The 22,965-nt window shown below is 68.0% G+C and carries 28 protein-coding genes; 6 read left to right on the top strand and 22 right to left on the bottom strand.

All coding sequences use genetic code 11. The annotated features are described in order from the left end of the window. Positions 1–12: 12 nt before the first annotated feature. The 17 genes from rpsQ to ABD340_RS39785 form a co-directional block, all read right to left on the bottom strand. Positions 13–285, bottom strand: coding sequence for a 30S ribosomal protein S17 (rpsQ, locus tag ABD340_RS39865; RefSeq protein ID WP_344596384.1), 273 nt, complete (start codon positions 283–285; stop codon positions 13–15). Continuing rightward, complete coding sequence (gene rpmC, locus ABD340_RS39860) at positions 278–535, bottom strand: 50S ribosomal protein L29 (RefSeq protein ID WP_344596382.1); 258 nt, start codon at positions 533–535, stop codon at positions 278–280. Before rpmC ends, rpsQ begins: the two co-directional genes overlap by 8 nt. Beyond that, positions 535–954, bottom strand: coding sequence for a 50S ribosomal protein L16 (gene rplP, locus ABD340_RS39855; protein WP_344596381.1), 420 nt, complete (start codon positions 952–954; stop codon positions 535–537). Before rplP ends, rpmC begins: the two co-directional genes overlap by 1 nt. A gap of 8 nt (positions 955–962) precedes the next feature. After that, positions 963–1,829 (bottom strand): 30S ribosomal protein S3, encoded by an 867-nt coding sequence (gene rpsC, locus ABD340_RS39850; protein WP_344596379.1) that lies wholly within the window; start codon positions 1,827–1,829, stop codon positions 963–965. Beyond that, complete coding sequence (rplV, locus tag ABD340_RS39845) at positions 1,829–2,212, bottom strand: 50S ribosomal protein L22 (protein ID WP_344596378.1); 384 nt, start codon at positions 2,210–2,212, stop codon at positions 1,829–1,831. The genes rpsC and rplV overlap by 1 nt, the downstream gene beginning before the upstream one ends. A gap of 35 nt (positions 2,213–2,247) precedes the next feature. After that, positions 2,248–2,529 (bottom strand): 30S ribosomal protein S19, encoded by a 282-nt coding sequence (gene rpsS / locus ABD340_RS39840; protein ID WP_344596377.1) that lies wholly within the window; start codon positions 2,527–2,529, stop codon positions 2,248–2,250. 12 nt (positions 2,530–2,541) lie between these two features. Continuing rightward, positions 2,542–3,375, bottom strand: a complete 834-nt coding sequence (gene rplB / locus ABD340_RS39835) for a 50S ribosomal protein L2 (protein WP_344596375.1) — start codon at positions 3,373–3,375, stop codon at positions 2,542–2,544. A gap of 43 nt (positions 3,376–3,418) precedes the next feature. Further along, a complete protein-coding gene (gene rplW / locus ABD340_RS39830; RefSeq protein WP_344596374.1) occupies positions 3,419–3,718 on the bottom strand; it encodes a 50S ribosomal protein L23 in 300 nt (99 codons plus the stop codon). Continuing rightward, entirely contained in the window at positions 3,715–4,353 is a 639-nt protein-coding gene (gene rplD, locus ABD340_RS39825; RefSeq protein ID WP_344596372.1) for a 50S ribosomal protein L4, read from the bottom strand. Before rplD ends, rplW begins: the two co-directional genes overlap by 4 nt. Beyond that, positions 4,350–5,000 carry a 50S ribosomal protein L3 gene (gene rplC / locus ABD340_RS39820; protein WP_344596371.1) on the bottom strand — a complete coding sequence of 217 codons (651 nt, stop codon included), beginning with the start codon at positions 4,998–5,000 and terminating at the stop codon, positions 4,350–4,352. Before rplC ends, rplD begins: the two co-directional genes overlap by 4 nt. A gap of 14 nt (positions 5,001–5,014) precedes the next feature. After that, entirely contained in the window at positions 5,015–5,323 is a 309-nt protein-coding gene (gene rpsJ / locus ABD340_RS39815; RefSeq protein WP_018657599.1) for a 30S ribosomal protein S10, read from the bottom strand. Between the two features lie 100 nt (positions 5,324–5,423). Next, complete coding sequence (gene tuf / locus ABD340_RS39810; RefSeq protein WP_344596369.1) at positions 5,424–6,617, bottom strand: elongation factor Tu; 1,194 nt, start codon at positions 6,615–6,617, stop codon at positions 5,424–5,426. Between the two features lie 81 nt (positions 6,618–6,698). Beyond that, positions 6,699–8,810, bottom strand: a complete 2,112-nt coding sequence (fusA, locus tag ABD340_RS39805) for an elongation factor G (protein WP_344596367.1) — start codon at positions 8,808–8,810, stop codon at positions 6,699–6,701. A gap of 43 nt (positions 8,811–8,853) precedes the next feature. Beyond that, a complete protein-coding gene (gene rpsG / locus ABD340_RS39800; RefSeq protein WP_344596365.1) occupies positions 8,854–9,324 on the bottom strand; it encodes a 30S ribosomal protein S7 in 471 nt (156 codons plus the stop codon). Then, positions 9,324–9,698, bottom strand: a complete 375-nt coding sequence (rpsL, locus tag ABD340_RS39795; RefSeq protein WP_117398359.1) for a 30S ribosomal protein S12 — start codon at positions 9,696–9,698, stop codon at positions 9,324–9,326. The genes rpsG and rpsL overlap by 1 nt, the downstream gene beginning before the upstream one ends. A 524-nt stretch (positions 9,699–10,222) precedes the next feature. Beyond that, the gene (locus ABD340_RS39790) at positions 10,223–11,596 is read right to left on the bottom strand and encodes a hypothetical protein (RefSeq protein WP_344596363.1); all 1,374 of its coding nucleotides are present in this window, start codon (positions 11,594–11,596) and stop codon (positions 10,223–10,225) included. Positions 11,597–11,834: 238 nt separating this feature from the next. Then, positions 11,835–12,815, bottom strand: a complete 981-nt coding sequence (locus ABD340_RS39785) for an aldo/keto reductase (protein WP_344596361.1) — start codon at positions 12,813–12,815, stop codon at positions 11,835–11,837. 65 nt (positions 12,816–12,880) lie between these two features. On the opposite strand from ABD340_RS39785, the gene ABD340_RS39780 reads away from it, so the two are divergent. Beyond that, positions 12,881–13,003: a hypothetical protein gene (locus ABD340_RS39780; RefSeq protein WP_344596360.1), complete on the top strand. Its 123-nt coding sequence runs from the start codon at positions 12,881–12,883 to the stop codon at positions 13,001–13,003. Positions 13,004–13,083: 80 nt separating this feature from the next. On the opposite strand, the gene ABD340_RS39775 is transcribed toward ABD340_RS39780, so the two are convergent. Then, entirely contained in the window at positions 13,084–13,311 is a 228-nt protein-coding gene (locus ABD340_RS39775) for a hypothetical protein (RefSeq protein ID WP_344596359.1), read from the bottom strand. A 294-nt stretch (positions 13,312–13,605) separates the two neighbouring features. Here ABD340_RS39775 and ABD340_RS39770 point away from each other — a divergent pair, with 294 nt between their 5' ends. The 3 genes from ABD340_RS39770 to ABD340_RS39760 all read left to right on the top strand — a co-directional run bounded on the left by ABD340_RS39770 (position 13,606) and on the right by ABD340_RS39760 (position 15,989). Continuing rightward, positions 13,606–14,796 (top strand): serine hydrolase domain-containing protein, encoded by a 1,191-nt coding sequence (locus ABD340_RS39770; RefSeq protein ID WP_344596357.1) that lies wholly within the window; start codon positions 13,606–13,608, stop codon positions 14,794–14,796. Between the two features lie 29 nt (positions 14,797–14,825). Beyond that, positions 14,826–14,999: a hypothetical protein gene (locus tag ABD340_RS39765; RefSeq protein WP_344596356.1), complete on the top strand. Its 174-nt coding sequence runs from the start codon at positions 14,826–14,828 to the stop codon at positions 14,997–14,999. Positions 15,000–15,134: 135 nt separating this feature from the next. After that, on the top strand, positions 15,135–15,989 hold the full coding sequence (locus tag ABD340_RS39760) for an immunity 49 family protein (protein WP_344596355.1): 855 nt from the start codon (positions 15,135–15,137) through the stop codon (positions 15,987–15,989). An 87-nt stretch (positions 15,990–16,076) separates the two neighbouring features. Here the strand turns inward: ABD340_RS39760 and ABD340_RS39755 are convergent, their stop codons facing one another. Genes ABD340_RS39755 through ABD340_RS39745 form a run of 3 tightly spaced genes read right to left on the bottom strand, consistent with a single transcriptional unit; the run spans position 16,077 to position 17,275 of the window. Beyond that, complete coding sequence (locus ABD340_RS39755) at positions 16,077–16,262, bottom strand: DUF397 domain-containing protein (RefSeq protein WP_344596353.1); 186 nt, start codon at positions 16,260–16,262, stop codon at positions 16,077–16,079. Between the two features lie 27 nt (positions 16,263–16,289). Beyond that, a complete protein-coding gene (locus ABD340_RS39750; RefSeq protein ID WP_344596352.1) occupies positions 16,290–16,472 on the bottom strand; it encodes a DUF397 domain-containing protein in 183 nt (60 codons plus the stop codon). Continuing rightward, positions 16,463–17,275: a helix-turn-helix domain-containing protein gene (locus ABD340_RS39745; protein ID WP_344596350.1), complete on the bottom strand. Its 813-nt coding sequence runs from the start codon at positions 17,273–17,275 to the stop codon at positions 16,463–16,465. Before ABD340_RS39745 ends, ABD340_RS39750 begins: the two co-directional genes overlap by 10 nt. Positions 17,276–17,435: 160 nt before the next feature. On the opposite strand from ABD340_RS39745, the gene ABD340_RS39740 reads away from it, so the two are divergent. Beyond that, positions 17,436–17,819: an ATP-binding protein gene (locus ABD340_RS39740; RefSeq protein ID WP_344596348.1), complete on the top strand. Its 384-nt coding sequence runs from the start codon at positions 17,436–17,438 to the stop codon at positions 17,817–17,819. A 45-nt stretch (positions 17,820–17,864) separates the two neighbouring features. Next, positions 17,865–18,935: a hypothetical protein gene (locus ABD340_RS39735; protein ID WP_344596346.1), complete on the top strand. Its 1,071-nt coding sequence runs from the start codon at positions 17,865–17,867 to the stop codon at positions 18,933–18,935. A 44-nt stretch (positions 18,936–18,979) separates the two neighbouring features. On the opposite strand, the gene ABD340_RS39730 is transcribed toward ABD340_RS39735, so the two are convergent. After that, complete coding sequence (locus ABD340_RS39730) at positions 18,980–22,852, bottom strand: DNA-directed RNA polymerase subunit beta' (protein WP_344596345.1); 3,873 nt, start codon at positions 22,850–22,852, stop codon at positions 18,980–18,982. Positions 22,853–22,965: the final 113 nt, after the last annotated feature.

The following is a 22,965-nucleotide window of genomic DNA, read 5'->3' as shown; positions in this document are numbered from 1 at the left end:
GGCCTTACAGGCCTACTTGGCCTTCTCGAGGATCTCCACCACGCGCCAGCGCTTGGTCGCCGACAGCGGGCGGGTCTCCATGAGACGGACGCGGTCGCCGACGCCACACTCGTTGGCCTCGTCGTGCGCCTTGTACTTGGTCGTGCGGCGGATCACCTTGTGGTAGCGCCGGTGGGTGATGCGGTCCTCGACGGACACGACCACGGTCTTGTCCATCTTGTCGCTCACCACCAGACCCTCAAGGATCTTGCGGGTGTTCCGCTGCTCGGTCTGCTGCTCAGTCATCGTTGCCCTCCGCGGACGCGGCTTCCGTCTCCTCGGCGACCGTGACGATGCCGAGCTCGCGCTCCCGCATCACGGTGTAGATGCGAGCGATCTCGCGCTTCACGGTACGCAGCCGCCCGTGGCTCTCCAGCTGGCCGGTCGCGGCCTGGAAGCGAAGGTTGAACAGCTCCTCCTTCGCCTCCTTCAGCTTGGTGACCAGGACGTCCTCGGGCTCGGTCCGCAGATCGTCGGCGGTAAGACCCTTGGCCATCAGGACTCACCCAACTCTCGCTTAACAATCTTGCACTTCATCGGGAGCTTGTGGATCGCGCGGGTGAGCGCCTCCCGAGCGATCTGCTCGTTCGGGTAGGAGATCTCGAACATCACGCGGCCCGGCTTCACGTTGGCCACCCACCACTCGACCGAGCCCTTGCCGGAACCCATCCGGGTCTCGGCGGGCTTCTTGGTCAGCGGACGGTCCGGGAAGATGTTGATCCAGACCTTGCCGCCACGCTTGATGTGACGGGTCATCGCGATACGCGCGGCCTCGATCTGCCGGTTGGTCACGTACGCGCCCTCGACGGCCTGGATGCCGTACTCGCCGAACGTCACCCTGGTGCCGCCCTTGGCCATGCCCCGGCGCTTCGGGTGGTGCTGCTTACGGTGCTTGACCTTACGAGGGATCAGCATCGGCTACTTCAGCTCCCCTCACCACTCGCAGCAGCCTCGGTCGCCTGGGCCTGCTGCTCTGAACTCTGCTGCTGCTTGGGCGCGCGCTCGCCGCGGTCGCCGCCGCGCTCGCCGCCGCGGCCACCGCCACCGCGGCGGCCGCCACGACCACCGCGACCGCCGCCACGACGCTCGCCGCCGCGGCGCTCACGGCCGCCGCCACCGCCGGCGGCGCGCTGCTGCGCGGCCTGCTGCTCGCGCTCGGCGCGGGTCGCCGCGGCCTCGCCCTTGTAGATCCACACCTTGACGCCGATGCGGCCGAAGGTCGTACGGGCCTCGTAGAACCCGTAGTCGATGTCGGCGCGCAGCGTGTGCAGCGGGACCTGGCCCTCGCGGTAGAACTCCGAACGGGACATCTCCGCCCCGCCCAGGCGCCCGCCGCACTGGACCTTGATGCCCTTGGCACCGGACTTCATCGCCGACTGGATCGCCTTGCGCATCGCACGGCGGAACGCCACCCGGCTGGACAGCTGCTCGGCCACGCCCTGCGCGACCAGCTGGGCGTCGATCTCGGGGTTCTTCACCTCGAGGATGTTCAGCCGCACCTGCTTGCCGGTCAGCTTCTCCAGGTCGCCGCGGAGCCGCTCGGCCTCCGCGCCGCGACGGCCGATGACGATGCCCGGCCGGGCGGTGTGGATGTTGACCTCGACACGGTCACGGGTCCGCTCGATCTCCACCTTGGAGATGCCCGCCCGGTCCATGCCCTTCTGCAGCATGCGCCGGATCTGGACGTCTTCCTTGACGTAGTCCTTGTAGAGCTTGTCGGCGAACCACACGCTCTTGTGGTCGGTGGTGATGCCGAGCCGGAACCCGTGCGGGTTGATCTTCTGACCCACTACCGGGCCCTCCTCTGCTTCTTGCCGCCACCACTGGACGCCGAAGCCTCGTCCCGCGACTCCACGATCACCGTGATGTGGCTGGTGCGCTTGTTGATGCGGTACGCCCGGCCCTGTGCGCGGGGGCGGAAGCGCTTCAGCGTCGGCCCCTCGTCCACGTACGCCTTGCTGACGACGAGCGTGTCAGTGTCGAGCTTGAAGTTGTGCTCGGCGTTGGCGATGGCACTCGCCAGCACCTTGCCCACAGGCTCGCTAGCAGCCTGGGGGGCGAACCGCAGCACCGCCTGAGCCTCCGCGGCCGGCAGGCCGCGGATGAGGTCCACCACGCGGCGGGCCTTCCTGGGCGTGACGCGGATGAACCGCGCCTGGGCCCTGGCTTCCATCGCTGTTCCCTCTCTCCTACGATCCCTGCGGCCGCTCAGCCTCGGCGGCTACGGCGGTCTTCCTTGACGTGGCTGCGGAAGGTGCGGGTCGGCGAGAACTCGCCGAGCTTGTGACCCACCATGGCGTCGGTGATGAACACCGGCACGTGCTTGCGGCCGTCGTGCACGGCGATCGTGTGACCGATCATCTCCGGCACGATCATGGAGCGCCGCGACCACGTCTTGATGACGTTCTTGGTGCCCTTCTCGTTCTGGGCGTCCACCTTCTTCATCAGGTGGTCGTCCACGAAGGGGCCCTTCTTGAGGCTACGTGGCATGACGAGCGACTCCTACCGCTTCTTCTTGCTGCGACGACGGACGATCAGCCGGTCGCTCGACTTGTTGGCCTGGCGAGTGCGGCCTTCCTTCTTACCGTTGGGGTTCACCGGGTGCCGGCCGCCGGAGGTCTTCCCCTCACCACCACCGTGCGGGTGGTCGATCGGGTTCATCGCCACACCGCGGACGGTGGGGCGCTTGCCCTTCCAGCGCATCCGGCCGGCCTTGCCCCAACTGATGTTGGACTGCTCGGCGTTGCCGACCTCACCGACCGTGGCGCGGCACCGCACGTCCACCATCCGCATCTCGCCCGAGGGCATGCGCAGCGTGGCGTACTTGCCCTCCTTGGCCAGCAGCTGGACGCCGGCGCCCGCGCTGCGCGCGATCTTGGCGCCGCCGCCGGGCCGCAGCTCGATGGCGTGCACGACCGTACCGGTCGGGATGTTGCGCAGCGGCAGGCAGTTGCCCGGCTTGATGTCCGAGCCCGGCCCGTTCTCGACCCGGTCGCCCTGCTTGAGCCCGCGCGGGGCGAGGATGTAGCGCTTCTCGCCGTCCACGTAGTGCAGCAGCGCGATCCGGGCGGTGCGGTTGGGGTCGTACTCGATGTGCGCGACCTTGGCCGGGACGCCGTCCTTGTCGTGCCGGCGGAAGTCGATCAGCCGGTACGCGCGCTTGTGCCCCCCGCCCTGGTGCCGGGTGGTGATGCGGCCGTGGTTGTTGCGGCCGCCCTTCTTGGGGAGCGGACGCAGCAGCGACTTCTCGGGCTCGCGGCGGGTGACCTCGACGAAGTCGGCCACGCTGGAGCCGCGACGACCCGGGGTCGTCGGCTTGTAGTTACGGATGCCCATCTTTTTCGTTCATCCTTTTCTTATCTTCGGACTCGTCCGGCCGTCAGGCCGGACCGCCGAAGATGTCGATCCGCTCGCCCTCGGCCAGGCTGACGATGGCGCGCTTGGTGTCCTTGCGCTTGCCGTAGCCGAACCGGGTCCGCTTCCGCTTGCCGGGCCGGTTGAGGGTGTTCACGCTCGTCACCTTGACGTTGAACACCTCCTCGACGGCCTGCTTGATCTGCGTCTTGTTCGCGTCGGGGCGGACGAGGAAGGTGTACTTGTTCTCGTCCAGCAGCCCGTAGCTCTTCTCCGAGACCACCGGCGCGATGATGACGTCACGGGGGTCGGCGATCTTGTTCACTTCGCCGCCTCCTTCTTCTTGCTCGCACGCGCGATGAACTCGTCGTAGGCCGCCTGCGTGAAGACGACATCGTCGTTGATCAGCACGTCGTAGGTGTTGAGCTGGTCGGAGACGATGACGTGCACGCTGGGCTCGTTGCGCAGGCTCTTCCAGGTCAGCTCGTCCTCGCGGTCCAGGACCAGCAGGACGCGCTTGGCCTCGGTGCCCGCTCCGTGCGCTTCGGTAAGCACAGTGCGCAGCGCCTTCAGCGCCGTCTTCGTCTTCGGGGTGTCGCCCTCGAGGAGGTTGTCCACGACGTGCACCCGGCCGTACCGGGCGCGGTCGGACAGGGCGCCGCGCAGTGCGGCGGCCTTCATCTTCTTGGGCGTCTTCTGCGTGTAGTCCCGCGGCTGCGGGCCGTGCACCGTGCCACCGCCGGCGAACTGCGGCGCGCGGGTCGAGCCCTGCCGGGCCCGGCCGGTGCCCTTCTGCCGGTACGGCTTCTTGCCACCGCCGCGGACCTCGCCGCGGGTCTTGGTGGCGTGCGTACCCTGCCGCGCCGCGGCCAGCTGCGCCACCACGACCTGGTGGATCAGCGGCACGCTGGTCTTGGCGTCGAAGATCTCGGCAGGCAGGTCGATGTCAACCTTGCTCACTTGCCCGCTCCCTTCACAGCGTCGCGGACCAGCACCACGCCGCCGTTCGGACCGGGAACCGCGCCCTTGATCAGCAGCAGGTTCTTCTCGGTGTCGATGGCGTGGACGGTCAGGTTCTGCACGGTGGTGCGGGCGTTGCCGTGCCGCCCCGCCATGCGGAGGCCCTTGAAGACGCGACCGGGGGTCGCGCAGCCGCCGATCGAGCCCGGCGAGCGGTGCTTGCGCTGGGTGCCGTGGGAGGCGCCCAGGCCGCGGAAACCGTGGCGCTTCATGACGCCCGCGGTGCCCTTGCCCTTGCTCGTGCCGGTCACGTCGATCTTCTGGCCGGACTCGAAGACCTCAACGGTGATCTCCTGGCCGAGTTCGTACCCGGTGGTGTCGTCGGCCCGCAGTTCGACGAGGTAGCGGCGCGGCGTGACGCCGGCCTTCTCGAAGTGACCCGTGCGCGGCTTGTTCACCTTGCGCGGGTCGATCTGCCCGTACCCGATCTGGACGGCGGTGTAGCCGTCCTTCTCCTGGGTGCGGAGCTGGGTGACGACACACGGCCCGGCCTGGACGACGGTCACCGGAACGATCCGGCCCTCATCGTCGAAGACCTGGGTCATGCCGAGCTTCTCGCCCAGGACGCCCTTCCTCTGCGTACTCATCTCGGTAGCGTCCCTTAGAGCTTGATCTCGATGTCAACGCCGGCCGGAAGGTCGAGCCGCATCAGCGAGTCGACCGTCTTGGGCGTGGGATCGATGATGTCGATCAGCCGCTTGTGCGTGCGCATCTCGAAGTGCTCGCGCGAGTCCTTGTACTTGTGCGGCGAGCGGATGACGCAGTACACGTTCTTCTCGGTCGGCAGCGGCACCGGGCCCGCGACCTTGGCGCCCGTCCGCGTCACCGTCTCAACGATCTTCTTCGCGGAGGTGTCGATGACCTCGTGGTCGTAGGCCTTGAGCCGGATGCGGATCTTCTGTCCCGCCATGGTGGCCTCGGTGTCCTTTGCTGGTAGTGCCGCTGGGTTTCTGCTTTCGTGATGCGGCGGCCCGGCCGTTGTGCGGCCAGGCCGCCGCATCGACGGAGTGCTACTTGAGGATCTTGGTGACGCGACCCGCGCCCACGGTCCGGCCACCCTCGCGGATGGCGAACTTCAGGCCCTCCTCCATGGCGATGGGCTGGATCAGCTCAACGCGCATCTCGGTGTTGTCGCCCGGCATGACCATCTCGGTGCCCTCAGGGAGGTTCACCACACCGGTCACGTCGGTGGTCCGGAAGTAGAACTGCGGGCGGTAGTTGTTGAAGAACGGCGTGTGCCGGCCGCCCTCGTCCTTGGACAGGATGTAGACCTGCGCCTCGAACTCGGTGTGCGGGGTGTTGGTGCCCGGCTTGATGACACACTGGCCGCGCTCGACGTCCTCGCGCTTGATGCCGCGCAGCAGCAGGCCGACGTTGTCACCGGCCTGGCCCTGGTCGAGCAGCTTGCGGAACATCTCGACACCGGTGACGGTGGTCGAGGTCGACTTCTCCTGGATCCCGATGATGTCGACGGTCTCGTTGACGTTGACCACGCCGCGCTCGATCCGGCCGGTCACCACGGTGCCGCGGCCGGTGATCGAGAAGACGTCCTCGATCGGCATCAGGAACGGCTTCTCGGTGTCGCGCACCGGCTCGGGCACGTTCTCGTCGACCGCGTTCATCAGCTCGACGATCGACTCGCCCCACTTCTCGTCGCCCTGCAGCGCCTGGAAGGCGGAGACGCGGACGACCGGGACGTCGTCGCCCGGGAACTCGTACTCGGTCAGCAGCTCGCGGACCTCGAGCTCGACCAGCTCCAGGATCTCCTCGTCGTCGACCATGTCGCACTTGTTCAGCGCGACGACGATGTAGGGGACACCGACCTGGCGGGCCAGGAGCACGTGCTCCTTGGTCTGCGGCATCGGGCCGTCGGTGGCGGCGACCACCAGGATCGCGCCGTCCATCTGCGCGGCACCGGTGATCATGTTCTTGATGTAGTCGGCGTGACCGGGGCAGTCGACGTGCGCGTAGTGCCGGGCCTCGGTCTGGTACTCCACGTGCGCGATGGAGATCGTGATACCGCGCTCGCGCTCCTCCGGCGCCTTGTCGATGTCCTCGAACGGCGTGAAGGGGTTGAGGTCGGGGTACTTGTCGTGGAGCACCTTGGTAATCGCCGCGGTAAGCGTCGTCTTACCGTGGTCGATGTGACCGATGGTGCCGATGTTCACGTGCGGCTTGGTCCGCTCGAACTTGGCCTTCGCCACTGGTTGCTCCTTGGTGCGATTCCTCGGCCGGCATCCCGACCGCTTCGTATGTTTGGCTGGTGATCTGGGGCAGGCCCGGAGCTACTCGCCCCGAGCCTTGGCGATGATCTCCTGCGCGACGTTCCCGGGAACCTCGGCGTAGGAGTCGAACTGCATGGTGAAAACAGCCCGGCCCTGGGTCTTGCTGCGCAGATCACCCACGTAGCCGAACATCTCCGAGAGGGGCACGAGGGCCTTGACGACCCGCATCCCCGAGCGCTCGTCCATCGACTGGACCTGACCGCGCCGGCTGTTGAGGTCGCCGATGACATCGCCCATGTTGTCCTCGGGCGTGGTGACCTCGACCGCCATCATCGGCTCCAGCAGCGTGGGGGACGCCCGGCGGGCCGCCTCCTTGAACGCCATGGAACCGGCGACCTTGAACGCCATCTCCGAGGAGTCCACATCGTGGTAGGCGCCGTCCTGCAGGGTGACCTTGACGCCCACCATCGGGTACCCGGCCAGCACGCCGAACTCGGCGGCCTCCTGGCACCCGGCGTCGACCGACGGGATGTACTCCCGCGGGATGCGGCCACCGGTGACCTTGTTCTCGAACTCGTAACCGTCGGACCCGCCGCCCAGCGGCTCCAGGTCGATGATCACGCGGCCGAACTGGCCCGAGCCACCCGTCTGCTTCTTGTGGGTGTACTCGACCTTCTGGACCTTCTTGCTGATCGTCTCGCGGTAGGCCACCTGCGGCTTGCCCACGTTGGCGTCGACCTTGAACTCGCGCTTCATCCGGTCGACGAGGATCTCCAGGTGGAGCTCGCCCATGCCGGAGATCACGGTCTGGCCGGTGTCCTCGTCGGTACGGACCGTGAAGGACGGGTCCTCCTCGGCGAGCCGCTGGATCGCGGTGCCGAGCTTCTGCTGGTCGGCCTTGGTCTTCGGCTCGATCGCGACGTGGATGACCGGTGCCGGGAAGTTCATCGACTCCAGCACGATCGGGTTCTTGTCGTCGCTCAGCGTCTCGCCGGTGGTGGTCTGCTTGAGCCCCATCACCGCGACGATGTCACCGGCGCCCGCGCGCTCGATCTCGGTGCGCTTGTTGGCGTGCATCCGGTAGATCTTGCCGATCCGCTCCTTGCGCTCCTTGACGGAGTTCATCACGGTGGCGCCGGAGTCCATCACGCCCGAGTAGACGCGGATGAAGGTCAGCTTGCCCAGGTGCGGGTCGCTCATGATCTTGAACGCCAGCGCGGAGAACGGCTCGTCCTCGCTGGGCTTGCGGGTCAGCACCTGCTCCTCGTCCCGGACGGCGTGGCCCTCGATGGCCTCGACGTCCAGCGGGGAGGGCAGGTAGCGGACGATCGCGTCCAGCAGCGGCTGCACGCCCTTGTTCTTGAACGCGGTGCCGCAGGTGACCGGGGTCAGCTTGGCCGCGATCGTCGCGCGGCGGATGCCGGCGTAGAGCTGCTCCACGGTGGGCTCTTCGCCCTCCAGGTACATCTCCATGACCTCGTCGTCGTTCTCGGCGAGGGTCTCCACCAGCTTGTCGTGCCACTCGCGGGCGGCGTCGACGTGGGTGTCGGGGATGTCGAGCGTGTCGTACATCTCGCCGAGCTTGGCCTCTTCGTTCCAGACCAGGGCCTTCATCGTCACCAGGTCGATGACGCCCTTGAAGTCGGCCTCGGCCCCGATCGGCAGCTGCAGCACCAGCGGCGTGGCGTTGAGACGGTTCTCGATCATGTCGACGCAGCGGTGGAACTCCGCGCCGACCCGGTCGAGCTTGTTGACGAAGCACATGCGCGGCACGCCGTAGCGGTCGGCCTGGCGCCACACGGTCTCGGACTGGGGCTCCACGCCGGCGACGCCGTCGAACACCGCGACCGCGCCGTCGAGCACCCGCAGGTTGCGCTCCACCTCGACGGTGAAGTCGACGTGGCCCGGGGTGTCGATGATGTTGATCGTGTGCTTGACGTCCTCGACCGGCCATTCGCAGGTGGTGGCCGCGGAGGTGATGGTGATCCCCCGCTCCTGCTCCTGCTCCATCCAGTCCATCGTCGCGGCGCCGTCGTGGACCTCGCCGATCTTGTAGCTGATGCCCGTGTAGTACAGGATCCGCTCGGTCGTCGTGGTCTTGCCCGCGTCGATATGGGCCATGATCCCGATGTTGCGGACCTTGCCCAGGTCTACACCGGTTTTGGTAGCCACTGTGTCCTCGCGTGTCTCGTGTTGGGTCCTGTGTCCGCCGGGGTTACCAGCGGTAGTGGGCGAAGGCCTTGTTGGACTCCGCCATCTTGTGGGTGTCCTCGCGCTTCTTGACCGAGGCGCCGAGGCCGTTGCTGGCGTCGAGCAGCTCGTTCATCAGCCGCTCGGTCATGGTCTTCTCGCGACGCTGCCGGGCGTACACCACCAGCCACCGCAGCGCGAGGGTGGTGCTGCGGGCCGGCCGCACCTCCACCGGGACCTGGTAGGTGGCGCCACCGACGCGGCGGCTGCGCACCTCAAGGGTGGGCTTGACGTTGTCGAGCGCGCGCTTGAGCGTGACGACCGGGTCGTTGCCGGTCTTCTCGCGGGCGCCCTCGAGGGCGTCGTAGACGATGTTCTGCGCGATCGAGCGCTTGCCGTCCAGGAGAATCTTGTTGACCAGCGCGGTCACCAGCGGCGAGTTGTAGACCGGGTCAGCGATCAGCTGTCGCTTGCCGGCGGGGCCTTTGCGCGGCATCAGCTCTTCTCCTTCTTCGCGCCGTAGTGGCTGCGCCCTTGCTTGCGGTTGCGGACGCCCTGGGTGTCCAACGTGCCGCGAATGATCTTGTACCGGACGCCCGGGAGGTCCTTCACACGGCCGCCGCGCACGAGCACGATCGAGTGCTCCTGCAGGTTGTGGCCGACGCCGGGGATGTAGGCCGTGACCTCGATCCCGCTGGACAGCCGGACACGAGCGACCTTGCGCAGCGCGGAGTTCGGCTTCTTTGGCGTCGTCGTGTAGACGCGCGTGCAGACACCCCGGCGCTGGGGGCTGCCCTTGAGCGCAGGCGTCTTGTTCTTGGTCACCTTGTCCTGGCGGCCCTTTCGGACCAGCTGCTGGATCGTGGGCACCGCGTCTCCGTCTTCCCTCGTACCGAGCCGGTAAGTCTTGTTACTGCCTGGACCACACCCATGTGGGGCCCATATCACCACCACTCGTGTGGCTGTGACCTGCCGGTTTCCCGACTCTCTCCGACCCACGCGGTCGGGCGTGTCGCGCTCTCCCTGAGAAGAGCCGCACACCACCGCCCGGCCCCCAAGGGCCGAATCAAGCCGGGGAGTTTGGCGCGGCGCGGAGCCCGCCAGCCAAAGCGGCCTGACCCGTGCGCACGCAGAGCGGCCCGCATACTGCGGGCACGAAGGGAAAGATTACCTAGCTGCGCGCCAAAGTGCAAAGCGAGCGACGCACTATCGTGCGCGCCCCTTCCAGCGCAAGCCCACGGAGCCCATGGGGACCGTACTTCCGGCTACTGAACGGCCGAATGCCGACGGGTGTTCCCGCCCAGATGGGGGGGAAGACCCGTCGGCATTGTGTCCCAGCCGGACCGGTTTGGGGAAGATCTGACCGAGTCTTTGATCCCCCCTGCCCGGCGACGTCAGGCCAGGAACGCGAAGTACAGGACCACGAGGATGACCAGGGCGGCCACTCCCCCGGCGACGTACAGGATCAGGTTCTTGTTGCCGCCGCCCTTGGTGGAGCCGCCCTCGGCCCCGCCGTAGGTGGTGGGCTGGCCGTACTGCTGCCCGAACTGCCCCTGCTGCTGTCCGTACTGGCCCTGCTGCTGGGGCTGCTGCTGCCCGTACTGCTGCTGGCCGTAGCCCTGCTGCTGGGGCTGCTGCCCCTGCTGGCCGTACTGCTGCCCGTACTGCTGCTGGGGCTGTTGCCCCTGCTGACCGTAACCCTGCTGCGGCTGCCCGTACCCCTGCTGCTGCCCCTGCTGGCCCCACTGCTGCTGGCCGATGTCCATGCGGGTCTGCTCAGGGTTGGCCGGAGCGTCGCCTCCCACCGAGGGGTCGAACGCCTGCGTCGACTGGGCGTCCTCGCCCTGCGGCGGCGGCGCGGCCGAGGCCGAGGCGCCGAACGCCGGGGGCTCCTGCCCGGACGAGCCGGGCGGCGGCACCATCAGCGTGCGGTCGTGGTCGCCCTGGCCCTGCTGCTTGCGCTCCGGCCCGGTCGCGACCGGGATGTCGGTGCCCGGCGACCAGTGCAGCGTGGCCTGGTCGTCCACGACCGGCCTGGCCGGCGGCGGCTGCTCGCCACCGGGACCGCCCGCGCCCGGGCCCGGGACGATCAGCGTGCGGTCGGCGCCCGCCTCGGACTCGGCCGGCTGCTGCGGGAACTGGTCGGTCTGCGCGCCCGAGTCGGGAGCACCACCCTGCTGCCCCTGGAACGGCGGCGGGCCGTAGCCGGGCTGCTGCGGCTGGTCGAAGGTCGTCTGCGGCGGTTGCTGCGGCTGGGGCGGCGCCTGCGGGGGGTGCGGAGGCTGCGCGGGCGGCTGCCCGAACGGCGGCGTCTGCTGCCCGTAGGGCGGCTGCTGACCCTGCTGCTGCCCGTACGCGGGAGGCTGACCGTACTGCTGCTGCTCCTGCGGGGCCCCGTACTGAGGCTGGGGCGGCTGCGGCGGCGGTGGCCCCTCCGGCTCGGGCTTGGGCAGCGGAACCTGGATCGGTTCGATCATCGTGGGCGGCGGAGGGGCCGGGACGGACCGTTCCTGCCGAGGCGGCTCGGGCGGCGGCGACCCCATCGGCGACTGGGGCGGCGCCTGAGGCGGCTGCGCGGGCGGCGCCGGCGGCTGCCCCGCTCCGCCCTGCCCGCCGAGCTGAGGCGCCCCGAAGACCACCGTCCGGTCGCCACGCGGCCGCGTGGGCGGCTCGTTCTGCTCCGGCTGCGTCCCCTGCTCTCCGGCGGGGGTCTCCTTGTCGTCAGGCAATGGCCACTGCGGACCCTGCGTGCCGTCTCTCTCGGTCATCGTCGGGCTCCTTCAGCGCCGTTGTCCTGGGCATTCCCACCCAGGCTTGTGCCCATCCCCCCTGGAGACCCGTGGCGCATAACGCGGTCTCCAGGACGTCTGCCGCCTCCCCGAGCGGCGAGGTCGCCACGCTGGGGACTTTCGTCCCCAAGCCTGCCCCGATCGTCGGGGGTATCGCAAATCATCGCCACGTTAGGAACACCGAAACGCGCGCCGGATCACCGAAAGGACACAACTCTCACTCGTGCCCCAGAATCGGATGCGGCCGGTACGGCGCCTCAAGCCGCGCGACCTCCTTCTCGTCCAGCTCAAGTCCCTCAGCCGCGACCGCGTCGTCCACATGCTTGAGCTTGGTCGCGCCGACGATCGGCGCCGTGACGCCGGGACGTCCCAGCAGCCACGCCAACGCCACCTGCGCCGGAGGCACACCGCGCTCGCCCGCCACTTCGCGCACGGCGTCCACCACCGCAAAGTCGGCCTCCTCGTACATGCGATCGGCAATCGCATCGCTACTGGCCCGGACGGTACGGCGCTCCCCGCCGCGCTCCCGGTTGCCCGCCAGCAGCCCCCGCGCCAGCGGGCTCCACGGGATGAGGCCCACACCCTGGTCCAGGCAGAGGGGAACCATCTCCCGCTCCTCCTCCCTATAGGCCAGGTTGTAGTGGTTCTGCATCGAGACGAACTTGGACCACCCGTTGGACTCGGCCGTGTGCTGCGCCTTGGCGAACTGCCACGCGAACATGCTGGACGCCCCGATGTAGCGCGCCTTTCCGGCCCGCACCACGTCGTTCAGCGCCTCCATCGTCTCCTCGATGGGCGTCTCGTAGTCCCACCGGTGGATCTGGTAGAGGTCCACGTAGTCGGTGCCGAGCCGGCGGAGCGAGTCGTCGATCGCCGACAGCACGTGCTTGCGCGACAGGCCCCGGTCGTTGGGCCCCTCCCCCATCGGGAAGTACACCTTGGTGGCCAGAACATAGTCATCGCGGCGCTTGAAGAGCCTGTCCAGCAGCCGTCCGGTGATCTCCTCCGACCGGCCGACCGAGTACATGTCGGCGGTGTCGAAGAACGTCACCCCGCCCTCGACCGCGCGCCGGACGATCGGTTCGGCGGCCTCCTCGTCCAGGAACCACTCGCGGTCCTCCGGATCCCCGTAGCTCATCATCCCCAGGCAGACGCGCGAGACCTTCATCCCCGTCCTGCCGAGCCTGATCTGCTCCATGTTCCTCCTCATTTCTCTCACCACCACGGTGCAGCACCACACCGCCGATCACCAACCCCACCCCGATGATCTCCGTCACCACCGGCACCTGCCGCAGCGCCAGAACACCGAGCACCACCGCCACCGCCGGCAGCGGCGCCGCCATCAGCGCGTACGTCGCACCCATGACCACCTGGTCGCAGACGTAGGGGACGACCGGTCCGACTGACACCGGGATCGCGAAAGAGCCCGTCCCGAGGTGGGGCGGGCCCTTGGGCGCGGCAGTCGGTCACTCGAAGGCGTGGCACTCCACATCGGCGCGACGTTGGGTCATTCCGAGCTGCACCGCCCAGGTCACGCACGCCTGCTGCTTCTGGTTGAGCTGGAGCTTGCCGCACTCGGTGACGCTCGAATAGGTGCGGCAGCCCTGGCGCGCGTTCGCGTCGTGGGACGGCTGGGCGGCGGCGGTCCCCCCTCCACCGATCCCGACGACCGCAGCGATCAGCACACCGGTCATGACCCGCTTCATACGTTTCCTCCCCCGTCGTGCACAAAAGCCAACGAAGGCGATGCTGCCCGACCCAACGTCGGCAAAGCACCCTAAAGAGTTAAGAAAACCACCAAAAGCACAGGTCACGTCTCGGGCCGGTGAGGAGACCGCCTCCTGGCGTCGCGTCCGGTGCCCCATCAGCATGGCCGGCCGACCTGGCGAGGTGGAGCGCGCTACACCACGAAGAGGCGAGCTGGGCCCGCTGTGCCAGGCCCTGCGGCAGGAGAACCCTGAACTCCAGTTCACGACAAGGGAGTCGACATGCTTTTCCGCTTGCTTGCCACGGCCACGGCCACGGTCGCGCTGTGCAGTCTCGGCACCCCTTCCGCATCCGCGTCGACTGATCATCTCCAGCGGGAACTGGACGGGGTCGTACGCGATGTCGGCGTTCCCGGTGCGCTCATGACCGTGACCGGCCGCACGACCGTCACGGTACGCAGCGGAACCGGTGACCTGCGCACCGGCCGTCCCGTCCCGGCGAACGGGCAGGTGCGCGTCGGCTCGACGACCAAGGCGTTCGTCGCGACCGCTGTCCTGCAACTGGTCGGCGAAGGCGAGGTCGTCCTCGACTCCCCCGTCGAGACCTACCTGCCAGGCGTGGTCCGCGGCCGGGGTGGCGACGGCCGGGAGATCACCGTCCGGCAACTCCTTCAGCACACCAGTCACCTGCCTGATCCCGGGCCCTTGCTGCCATCCGGCGGCCGGGAATGGGCCGACCAGCGGTTCCGGCACCACGACCGGGACAAGCTGATCCGTTACGCGCTGGCCCAAGAACCCACTACGGCCCCCTGGTCGTACACCAACACCGGCTATCTGCTGCTAGGCAAACTGATCGAGGAGGTCACGGGGGCGTGGAGCTGGCGTGATGAGGTCCATCGCCGGATAGCCCGTCCGCTGAAACTGCGGCACACCTACTCGCCGCACCCCTCCGCCTACCGAATCAAGGGGCCGCATCCGCGCGGCTACGTCAGGGCACCCGAATTCATCGACGTGACGGAGCAGGACACCGGATATCTGGACGCGGCCGGGGACATGGTGTCCACCCCCGTCGAGATCAACCGGTTCTTCAGCGCGCTGCTGCAAGGCCGCCTGCTGCGGCCCGCCGAACTGGCCGAGATGCGTCGCATGGTCCCTGCCGGGGGTGCCGTCGACGAGTACGGGCTCGGCCTGGAGACCAACCACCTGTCCTGCGGCGATCTTGTCGGCCATGCCGGTCAGATGCACGGCTACTCCACACTCGCCGGCGTGCTCGTCGATCGCCGCGGCCGCCCGGGTGCCGCCGTCACCTTGTCCATCACCACCGAGCCCAAAGACATGAGCGACTTCCGCCGCGCCCTGAAGGCCGTCGACACCGCGCTGTGCACAACCCCGGCTGACAAGCCCTCGCCGGGGGAGTGGCTTGCATGTTCCCCCCGCCCGTCCACCGGCTTCGCTGGTTCCTCTCGCGGCTGAAGATCGAGCCGGTCAGCGAGGAGATCGGCATGGCCGCGATCGAGTTGCTGCGTGCCCAGGGCTTGCACGGCCACAAGTACGCGATTGCAGCAGTGGTGGCGGCGACCGCCCTGCACGCGGTCAAACCGGCCCTCATCCTCACCTCGGACGAAGACGACATGGCCAAGCTCTGCGGCAAGGCCGTTCGCGTCGTTTCGGTCTGAGCGCTCACCAGTGCGGGCCGCGCGGGCGATCTACCCAATGGAGGCCGGCTCCACGCCCGCCCGTGTCCGTCCCTTCCCTAAGATGATCAACACGTACCTGGAGAAGGGAGAGAGATGCGGATAGAGCGACGCCGCATGGATGAAGCCGTGCTGGCAGCGGCCCGTGACGGCTTCGCCGAGCGAATCGAGGGCGAGTGCCACTCCATGGCGAAGGCCGGACCGATCGGAACCTACGCGTGGTGGCGAATCTCGGGCGAGTTCCTCGATTATCTGGGTGCTCTTTCCGTCGTGCTTCCCGATCTCGACGCTCCGGAGGTCAAGGAGGTCCTCGACAACGCCGCCGAGGCCGCCGCCGGTGGCGTGCGGTGCGCCGCTTACTTCGGCAACACCACCTTCTTCGTCTTCCTCGACTACGCGAACTTCGGGATCGACTACCAGTGGGACACCCCGCACGACCCGGATCCCGTCTCCGCCAACCAGTGGCTGGACGCCTTCTGCCTGGCGGTCCTCTCCGAGAGAACGGAACGGCATGGGGAGGCATTCCACTTCGCCCGGAAAGAGCTCGATGGCGGAATGGCAGGCAAGCCCAACGTCGAGCTGGTCAACGGCCTGATGGCGTACGTCATCGGGGACACGGGGAACGACGCCGCCGACTACCCGCCGTCCAGGGAATCGGTGGTCGCCGCTATCGAAGCCGCGCTTTCCCGAGCCCAGGTGGGAGAGGGGTATCTCGACCTGCCGCACCGCACCGCCCTGTGCGCCCTGCGCGCCTTGGCCGCCGGTGACCGGGAGGCCTTCGGCGCCGAGTTGACCGAGTTGCTGCTCCAGTACGGCACCGTGCCCGACCCCTTCGGCAGGCCCCGTGCTCTGCTTCCCCTCGTGCCGATCGCCCTGACCGCTCTCGCGTACCGTCGCGAGGGTTGGCAACCGCCCGTCGAGACCGACTATCTGCCGCGCACGCTGATCACCGGATGCCGGACCGGTTCTTGAGCGGCCTCCGTCCCTAGCACCGGCCCTGTCGTCCGGACAGGCCGTCGGCAACCTCCCAGTCCCATCACGCGGCAATGCAGCGCGAACCTACGAGCCCTTGATCGCCTCGGTGAGGCGTCGGAAGCCGTCCCGGCTCACGACCAGCTTGGGGCCGTCTGGGTCCTTGCTGTCGCGGACGGCCACCGTCCCCGGGACAGAGGCCAGCTCCACGCAGTTGCCGCCGTTGGATGTGGTGTAGCTGGACTTACGCCATGCGGCCTTGCTGAGATCCATGTCTTTCACCGTCCAGGGCTCGGCCTGCTACCGCTTCAGCTGGGAGAGCAGCGCCGCGAAAGCGCGCTGGGGCACGACCAGCTTGGGACCGTCCGGGTTCTTGCTGTCGCGGACAGCCACCGTCCCCGGGACAGAGGCCAACTCCACGCAGTCGCCGCCGTTGGACGTGGTGTAGCTGGACTTACGCCATGCGGCGTTGGTCAGGTCCATTTCTCCTGTATCACCTTTCGGATCATGTCCATCGACTGGTCCATGGGCAGGGCCAGCGATCGGACGGTCATCAGGGTCCTGTGGAGGTTCGCGAGGTCTTCCGGGTCGTCCATGGTGAGTCCGTGCGCGGCCATGTCGGCGTACGCGATCTCGGTCCGGTCTGCCAGCGTAGCGATGTTGAACGCACCGCTGTTGCCATCGTGGTCCCCTCGGCTGGGGACGACCTGCAGGGTAACCGTGCCCCGCTCCACCATGTAGATCAGCTGCTCCAGCTGTTCCCTCATGATCTCGGGACTGCCGGTGAGCCGGTGGAGGGACATCTCGTCCTGGAGCAGCGAGAAGTCCGGGGGCGGTGGGTTCTCCCTGGTCAGGACGCTCTGGCGGTTGATCCGGGCCTCGACGGCGTCCGTCTTCTTGAGAAGCGCGGATGCGTAGGCGTGGGTCTGGAGCAGCCCATGCACCAGGAGTGGCTGGTATGACTCCAGCATGATCGCTTCGGGTTCGACGGTGTGCCAGTCGAACCAGGTGGGGAACGTGGCGTCCTTGACCAGGTCGTCGTACAGGTCGAGCAGTTCGCCGTTCGCGTCGAGGGCCTTGTCCATCGTTTCGGCGAACTCTCGCGAGCAGCGGGTGCGGCCGTTCTCGACTGCGCCGATGTACTGCGGTTTCACGCCCCCACCGCCGTTGGCGCGGCGGGCTACGGATTCCTGCGTCCAGTTCTTGGCCTCGCGGAGGCGCCGGAATCGGCGGCCGAAGGCGAGCAGCGTCGGCGAGACCGTCCCGCGCTTGCGCTGAGGAGCCATGACCTCATCCTCTCTCCAAAGAGGCGCCCAACCAACACCCAATTGACCTGGGTGTGCGACGCCTAACTTGTCACCCACGGTTGAGGCTTTGTAACGGAGAGTACATCTCGTATGGCTGACTGTCATCGGAATTCAACGACTCAGTCAAAGGCGGTGTCCGATGCCCCCGCAGGCCATTGCACCCGAAGTGCCGATCCTCGTTCTCGAACCGTCCGACCGGGCGCCGGCGATGGCGCGGCGGTTCGTCGCCGAGCGGTTCCACGAGTGGGGATACCCGGACGACTACATCGCTCGTCTGGTGGTCACGGAGCTGGTGACCAACGCCTATCAGCACGGGGCCGGGGTCATCGTGGTCCGTGCCTTGCGGGACGAGACCCACGTTGTGATCGAGGTGTGGGACCAAGGGGCCGGTATGCCGGTCGTCCAGGAGGAGAATGCCGAGGCCACCTCGGGGCGGGGGCTACTGCTGATGTCCGAGCTCGTGCGGGAGTGGGGCGTTCGGCCGATCGCGGAGGGCGGCAAGATCGTGTGGGCACTTCTCTGACCTTCTGCGATCAGGTGTCGGTCGCTCATGGCATGCTGCGGCTGCATGACCGATCAATCCCTGCTGGGCTCCGACGGATGGCCCCTTCCGCTTCCTCCTGATCCCCTGAGTCCGGTGCCGGACGAGGTCGAACGCGGGCTGGCGGCGTACCGGGCGGGTGATCTCCCGGAAGCGAGAGCCCTGCTGACCGTGCTCGCCGGCGCGGGACGCACCAGCGTGTCCGGGCATGCGGCCATGGCGCTGGCGGGCATCGAGCTCGGCGAGAACGGGCTCGACGCCTGCCGGACATGGCTGGAACAGGTGGCCGCGGGAGAAGACCCTTGGCTGGGCCCATTGGCCGCCGTGATGCTCACCCCGGATTTCAAGTCGGACACGTCCTTGGACTCCGAGCGAGTGCTCATCCGGAGCCTCGCGGCCCAGCTTGTCGGTGATCTGGATCGGGCTCGGGACGGATTCGAGCAGGCCCTCGACGTCCACAAGGACTCGGAGACCGAGGACAGCTTCCGCATCACGGACCTCGCCCACATCCTCCTCGGCAACCTCCTGCTCCAAAGCGGCGCCCCGGAGGCGGCTCTGGAGCCGCTGAACGACGCACGAGAGATGTGCGACGGCCTGTTCGCAGGCTATGCGGGCTACCTCGAAGGGCATGTGCTCATCGGGCAAGGCGAGAAGGACCGGGCGGGCAGTGTGCTCCAGTACGCGCACCGCGAGTCCCACCCGGCCAGGGGCGGGAGTAAGGGGCTGCACCCATGGGTCGCCCTTCGGCTCGGCGAGCTGACGGCAGGCGATACGTGGCTGGACATCGTCTACGACCAGATGGAGAACAGCGGCGTCAGTGAGGGCACGGTAGTGCGGGAGCCTTTCGAGTCGGCGCGCTACCAGACGGAGGTCAGCCGGCCCGCGCTCGTCGACGTCGGCTTCAATCTGTTCCCTGCGGAATTCGAACCGGTGCACGCGGGCCTGGAGCGGCTTAAGGCCTGGAGCGACGAACGGTACGAGCGCGGGCGCAGACTGGTGCTCGTGCTCCACTCCCTTGTCGAGGACAGCCGAGACGACGAACGCACACAAGGGTTGGCGGAACTGCGGGAGAAGCTCGACCTTCCCAAGCCCAAATAAAGCAAGAGGCCCCTTCCGTTCGGAAGGGGCCTCTCTGCCGTCTACTAGCGGTTGTACTGGCCGAAGTCGTACTCCTCCAGCGGCACGGCCTCGCCCGAGCCCTGGCCGAAGGCGTACTCGGCGCCGTCGTCGTACGAGCCGACGGAGTACACCGCGGCCTTGGCCTCCTCGGTGGGCTCCACCCGGACGTTGCGGTACTGCGGCATGCCCGTACCGGCCGGGATGAGCTTACCGATGATGACGTTCTCCTTGAGGCCCAGCAGCGGGTCGCTCTTGGCGTGCATCGCAGCCTCGGTGAGCACCCGGGTGGTCTCCTGGAAGGACGCCGCCGACAGCCACGACTCGGTGGCCAGCGAGGCCTTGGTGATGCCCATCAGGACCGGACGGCCCGCGGCGGGCACCCCGCCCTCGGCGACCACGTTGCGGTTGCGGCCCTCGAAGATCGGCCGCTCGATGAGGTCACCGGGCAGCAGGTCGGTGTCGCCCGACTCGAGGATGTTCACCCGCTTCAGCATCTGGCGGACGATGATCTCGATGTGCTTGTCGTGGATCGACACGCCCTGCGACCGGTAGACCTCCTGGACCTCCTGCACCAGGTGCAGCTGCACCGCGCGGGGGCCGAGGATGCGCAGCACCTCGTGCGGGTTGATGGCACCCGCGATGAGCTGCTGGCCGACCACGACCCGCTCGCCCTCCTTCACCAGGAGGCGCGACCGCATCGGGACCTGGTAGGCGATCTCGTCCGAGCCGTCGTCCGGGACGATGACGACCTTGCGGGTCTTCTCCGTCTCGTCGATCTTGACCCGGCCGGCCACCTCGCTGATCGGCGCCACACCCTTGGGGATACGGGCCTCGAACAGCTCCTGCACACGGGGCAGACCGTGGGTGATGTCACCGCCGGCCACACCGCCGGTGTGGAAGGTCCGCATGGTCAGCTGGGTGCCGGGCTCACCGATGGACTGCGCGGCGATGATGCCGACGGCCTCGCCGACGTCCACCCGCTTGCCGGTGGCCAGCGAACGGCCGTAGCACGCGGCGCAGACACCGATCTTGGCCTCGCAGACCAGGGCGCTGCGGGTGCGCACCTTGTCGACCCCGGCCTCGACCAGGCGGGACACCACCGAGTCGGACAGGTCGGTGTCGGCCGGGAAGATGACCGTCCCGTCGACCACGACCTCCTCGGCGATGGTCCGCCCGACCAGGCTGGTCTCCGAGGTCGCGGGCTTGACCAGCGTGCCGTCCGGCAGCTTGTCGGCGACCTCGAACGGGATGGTGCGGTCGGTGCCGCAGTCCTCCTCGCGGACGATGACGTCCTGCGCCACGTCCACCAGCCGCCGGGTCAGGTAGCCCGAGTCGGCGGTACGGAGGGCGGTGTCGGCCAGGCCCTTCCGGGCGCCGTGGGTCGAGATGAAGTACTCGACCACCGACAGGCCCTCGCGGAAGGAGGACTTGATCGGCCGCGGGATGGTCTCGCCCTTGGGGTTGGAGACCAGACCGCGCATACCGGCGATCTGCCGCACCTGCAGTGGGTTGCCGCGGGCGCCGGAGTTGACCATCATCCAGACCGGGTTGGTCCGGGGGAAGGCCTTCTCCATGTCGACCGCGACCTCTGCCGTGGCCTTGTTCCAGATCTCGATGAGCTCCTGCTTGCGCTCGTCGTCGGTGATCAGACCGCGGTTGAACTCGCGCTGCACCTTGTCGGCCTGCCGCTCGTAGTCACCGAGGATGGTGGCCTTGTTCGGCGGGACGACGACGTCCTCGATCGAGATGGTGACGCCGGACCGGGTGGCCCAGTGGAAACCGGTGCTCTTGAGGGCGTCCAGCGCGTTGGCGACCTCCACCTTGGGGTAGGTCTCGGCCAGCTCGTTCACGATCGCCGACAGCTGCTTCTTCCCGACCTCGTAGTTCACGAAGGGGAAGTCGGCGGGCAGCGTCTCGTTGAACAGCGACCGGCCCAGGGTGGTCTCCAGCCGGTACGGCCGGCCGGGCTCGTAGCCCTCGGGGGCCGTCCAGTCGCGCGGCGGCGGGACGTCCTTGAGCCGGATCTGGATCTTGGCCTGCAGGTCCAGCTCGCCCCGGTCGTAGGCCATGATCGCCTCGGCCGCCGAGCCGAACGCGCGGCCCTCGCCCGTGGCGCCCTCCTTGAGGGTGGTCAGCCAGTACAGCCCGATGACCATGTCCTGGGTGGGCATGGTGACCGGCTTGCCGTCCGACGGCTTGAGGATGTTGTTGGTGGACAGCATCAGGATCCGCGCCTCGGCCTGCGCCTCCGCCGACAGCGGCAGGTGCACCGCCATCTGGTCGCCGTCGAAGTCGGCGTTGAACGCGGTGCAGACCAGCGGGTGGATCTGGATGGCCTTGCCCTCGACCAGCTGCGGCTCGAACGCCTGGATGCCCAGCCGGTGCAGGGTCGGCGCCCGGTTCAGCAGCACCGGGTGCTCGGTGATGACCTCTTCGAGGACGTCCCACACCACCGGGCGGGCGCGCTCGACCATGCGCTTGGCGGACTTGATGTTCTGCGCGTGGTTGAGGTCGACCAGCCGCTTCATCACGAACGGCTTGAACAGCTCCAGCGCCATCTGCTTGGGCAGGCCGCACTGGTGCAGCTTCAGCTGCGGGCCGACCACGATGACCGAACGGCCGGAGTAGTCGACGCGCTTGCCCAGCAGGTTCTGCCGGAACCGGCCCTGCTTGCCCTTGAGCATGTCCGACAGCGACTTCAGCGGACGGTTGCCCGGCCCGGTGACCGGGCGGCCGCGGCGGCCGTTGTCGAACAGCGCGTCGACGGCCTCCTGCAGCATCCGCTTCTCGTTGTTGACGATGATCTCGGGAGCGCCCAGGTCGAGCAGGCGCTTGAGCCGGTTGTTCCGGTTGATGACCCGGCGGTACAGGTCGTTCAGGTCGGAGGTGGCGAACCGGCCGCCGTCCAGCTGCACCATCGGGCGCAGGTCCGGCGGGATGACCGGGATGCAGTCCAGCACCATGCCCAGCGGGCTGTTGCGGGTGTTGAGGAACGCCGAGACGACCTTGAGCCGCTTGAGGGCGCGGGCCTTCTTCTGGCCCTTGCCGGTGCGGATGATGTCGCGGAGCTTCTCGGCCTCGGCGTCCAGGTCGAAGTTCTGCAGCCGCGCCTGGATGGCCGCGGCGCCCATGCCGCCCTCGAAGTACTTGCCGAAGCGGTCGCGCATCTCGCGGTAGAGCAGCTCGTCGCCCTCCAGGTCCTGGACCTTGAGGTTCTTGAAGCGGGTCCAGACCTCTTCCAGGCGGTCCAGCTCCCGCTGCGCGCGGTCGCGCAGCTGCTTCATCTCGCGCTCGGCACCGTCGCGGATCTTGCGCTTCTGGTCGGCCTTGGCGCCGGCCTCCTCCAGCTCCGCCAGGTCGGACTCCAGCTTCTGCTGGCGGGCCTCGACCTGGGCGTCGCGGGCCTGCTCGATCTGCTGGCGCTCCACCGAGATGTGCGCCTCCAGCGTGGGCAGGTCGCGGTCGCGCCGCTCCGCGTCCACGCTGGTGATCATGTACGCCGCAAAGTAGATGATCTTCTCGAGATCCTTCGGGGCCAGGTCCAGCAGGTAGCCCAGCCGCGACGGTACGCCCTTGAAGTACCAGATGTGGGTGACCGGGGCGGCCAGCTCGATGTGGCCCATCCGCTCACGCCGCACCTTGGCACGGGTCACCTCGACGCCGCAGCGCTCACAGATGATGCCCTTGAAGCGGACGCGCTTGTACTTGCCGCAGTAGCACTCCCAGTCCCGGGTCGGACCGAAGATCTTCTCGCAGAAGAGCCCGTCCTTCTCCGGCTTGAGGGTCCGGTAGTTGATCGTCTCCGGCTTCTTCACCTCACCGTGCGACCACTGGCGAATGTCGTCGGCGGTCGCCAGACCGATGCGAAGCTCGTCGAAGAAGTTGACGTCAAGCAACTGTTTTTCCCCTTGAGTTGATCAGACCTCTTCGACACTGCTCGGCTCACGCCGGGACAGGTCGATGCCGAGCTCCTCCGCGGCGCGGAAGACGTCCTCGTCGGTGTCGCGCA

This window comes from Actinomadura vinacea (assembly GCF_039532545.1).
GTDB lineage: Bacteria > Actinomycetota > Actinomycetes > Streptosporangiales > Streptosporangiaceae > Spirillospora > Spirillospora vinacea.
The sequence above is the reverse complement of the archived record's forward strand: the minus strand, read 5'-3'. Positions and strand labels throughout refer to the sequence as shown.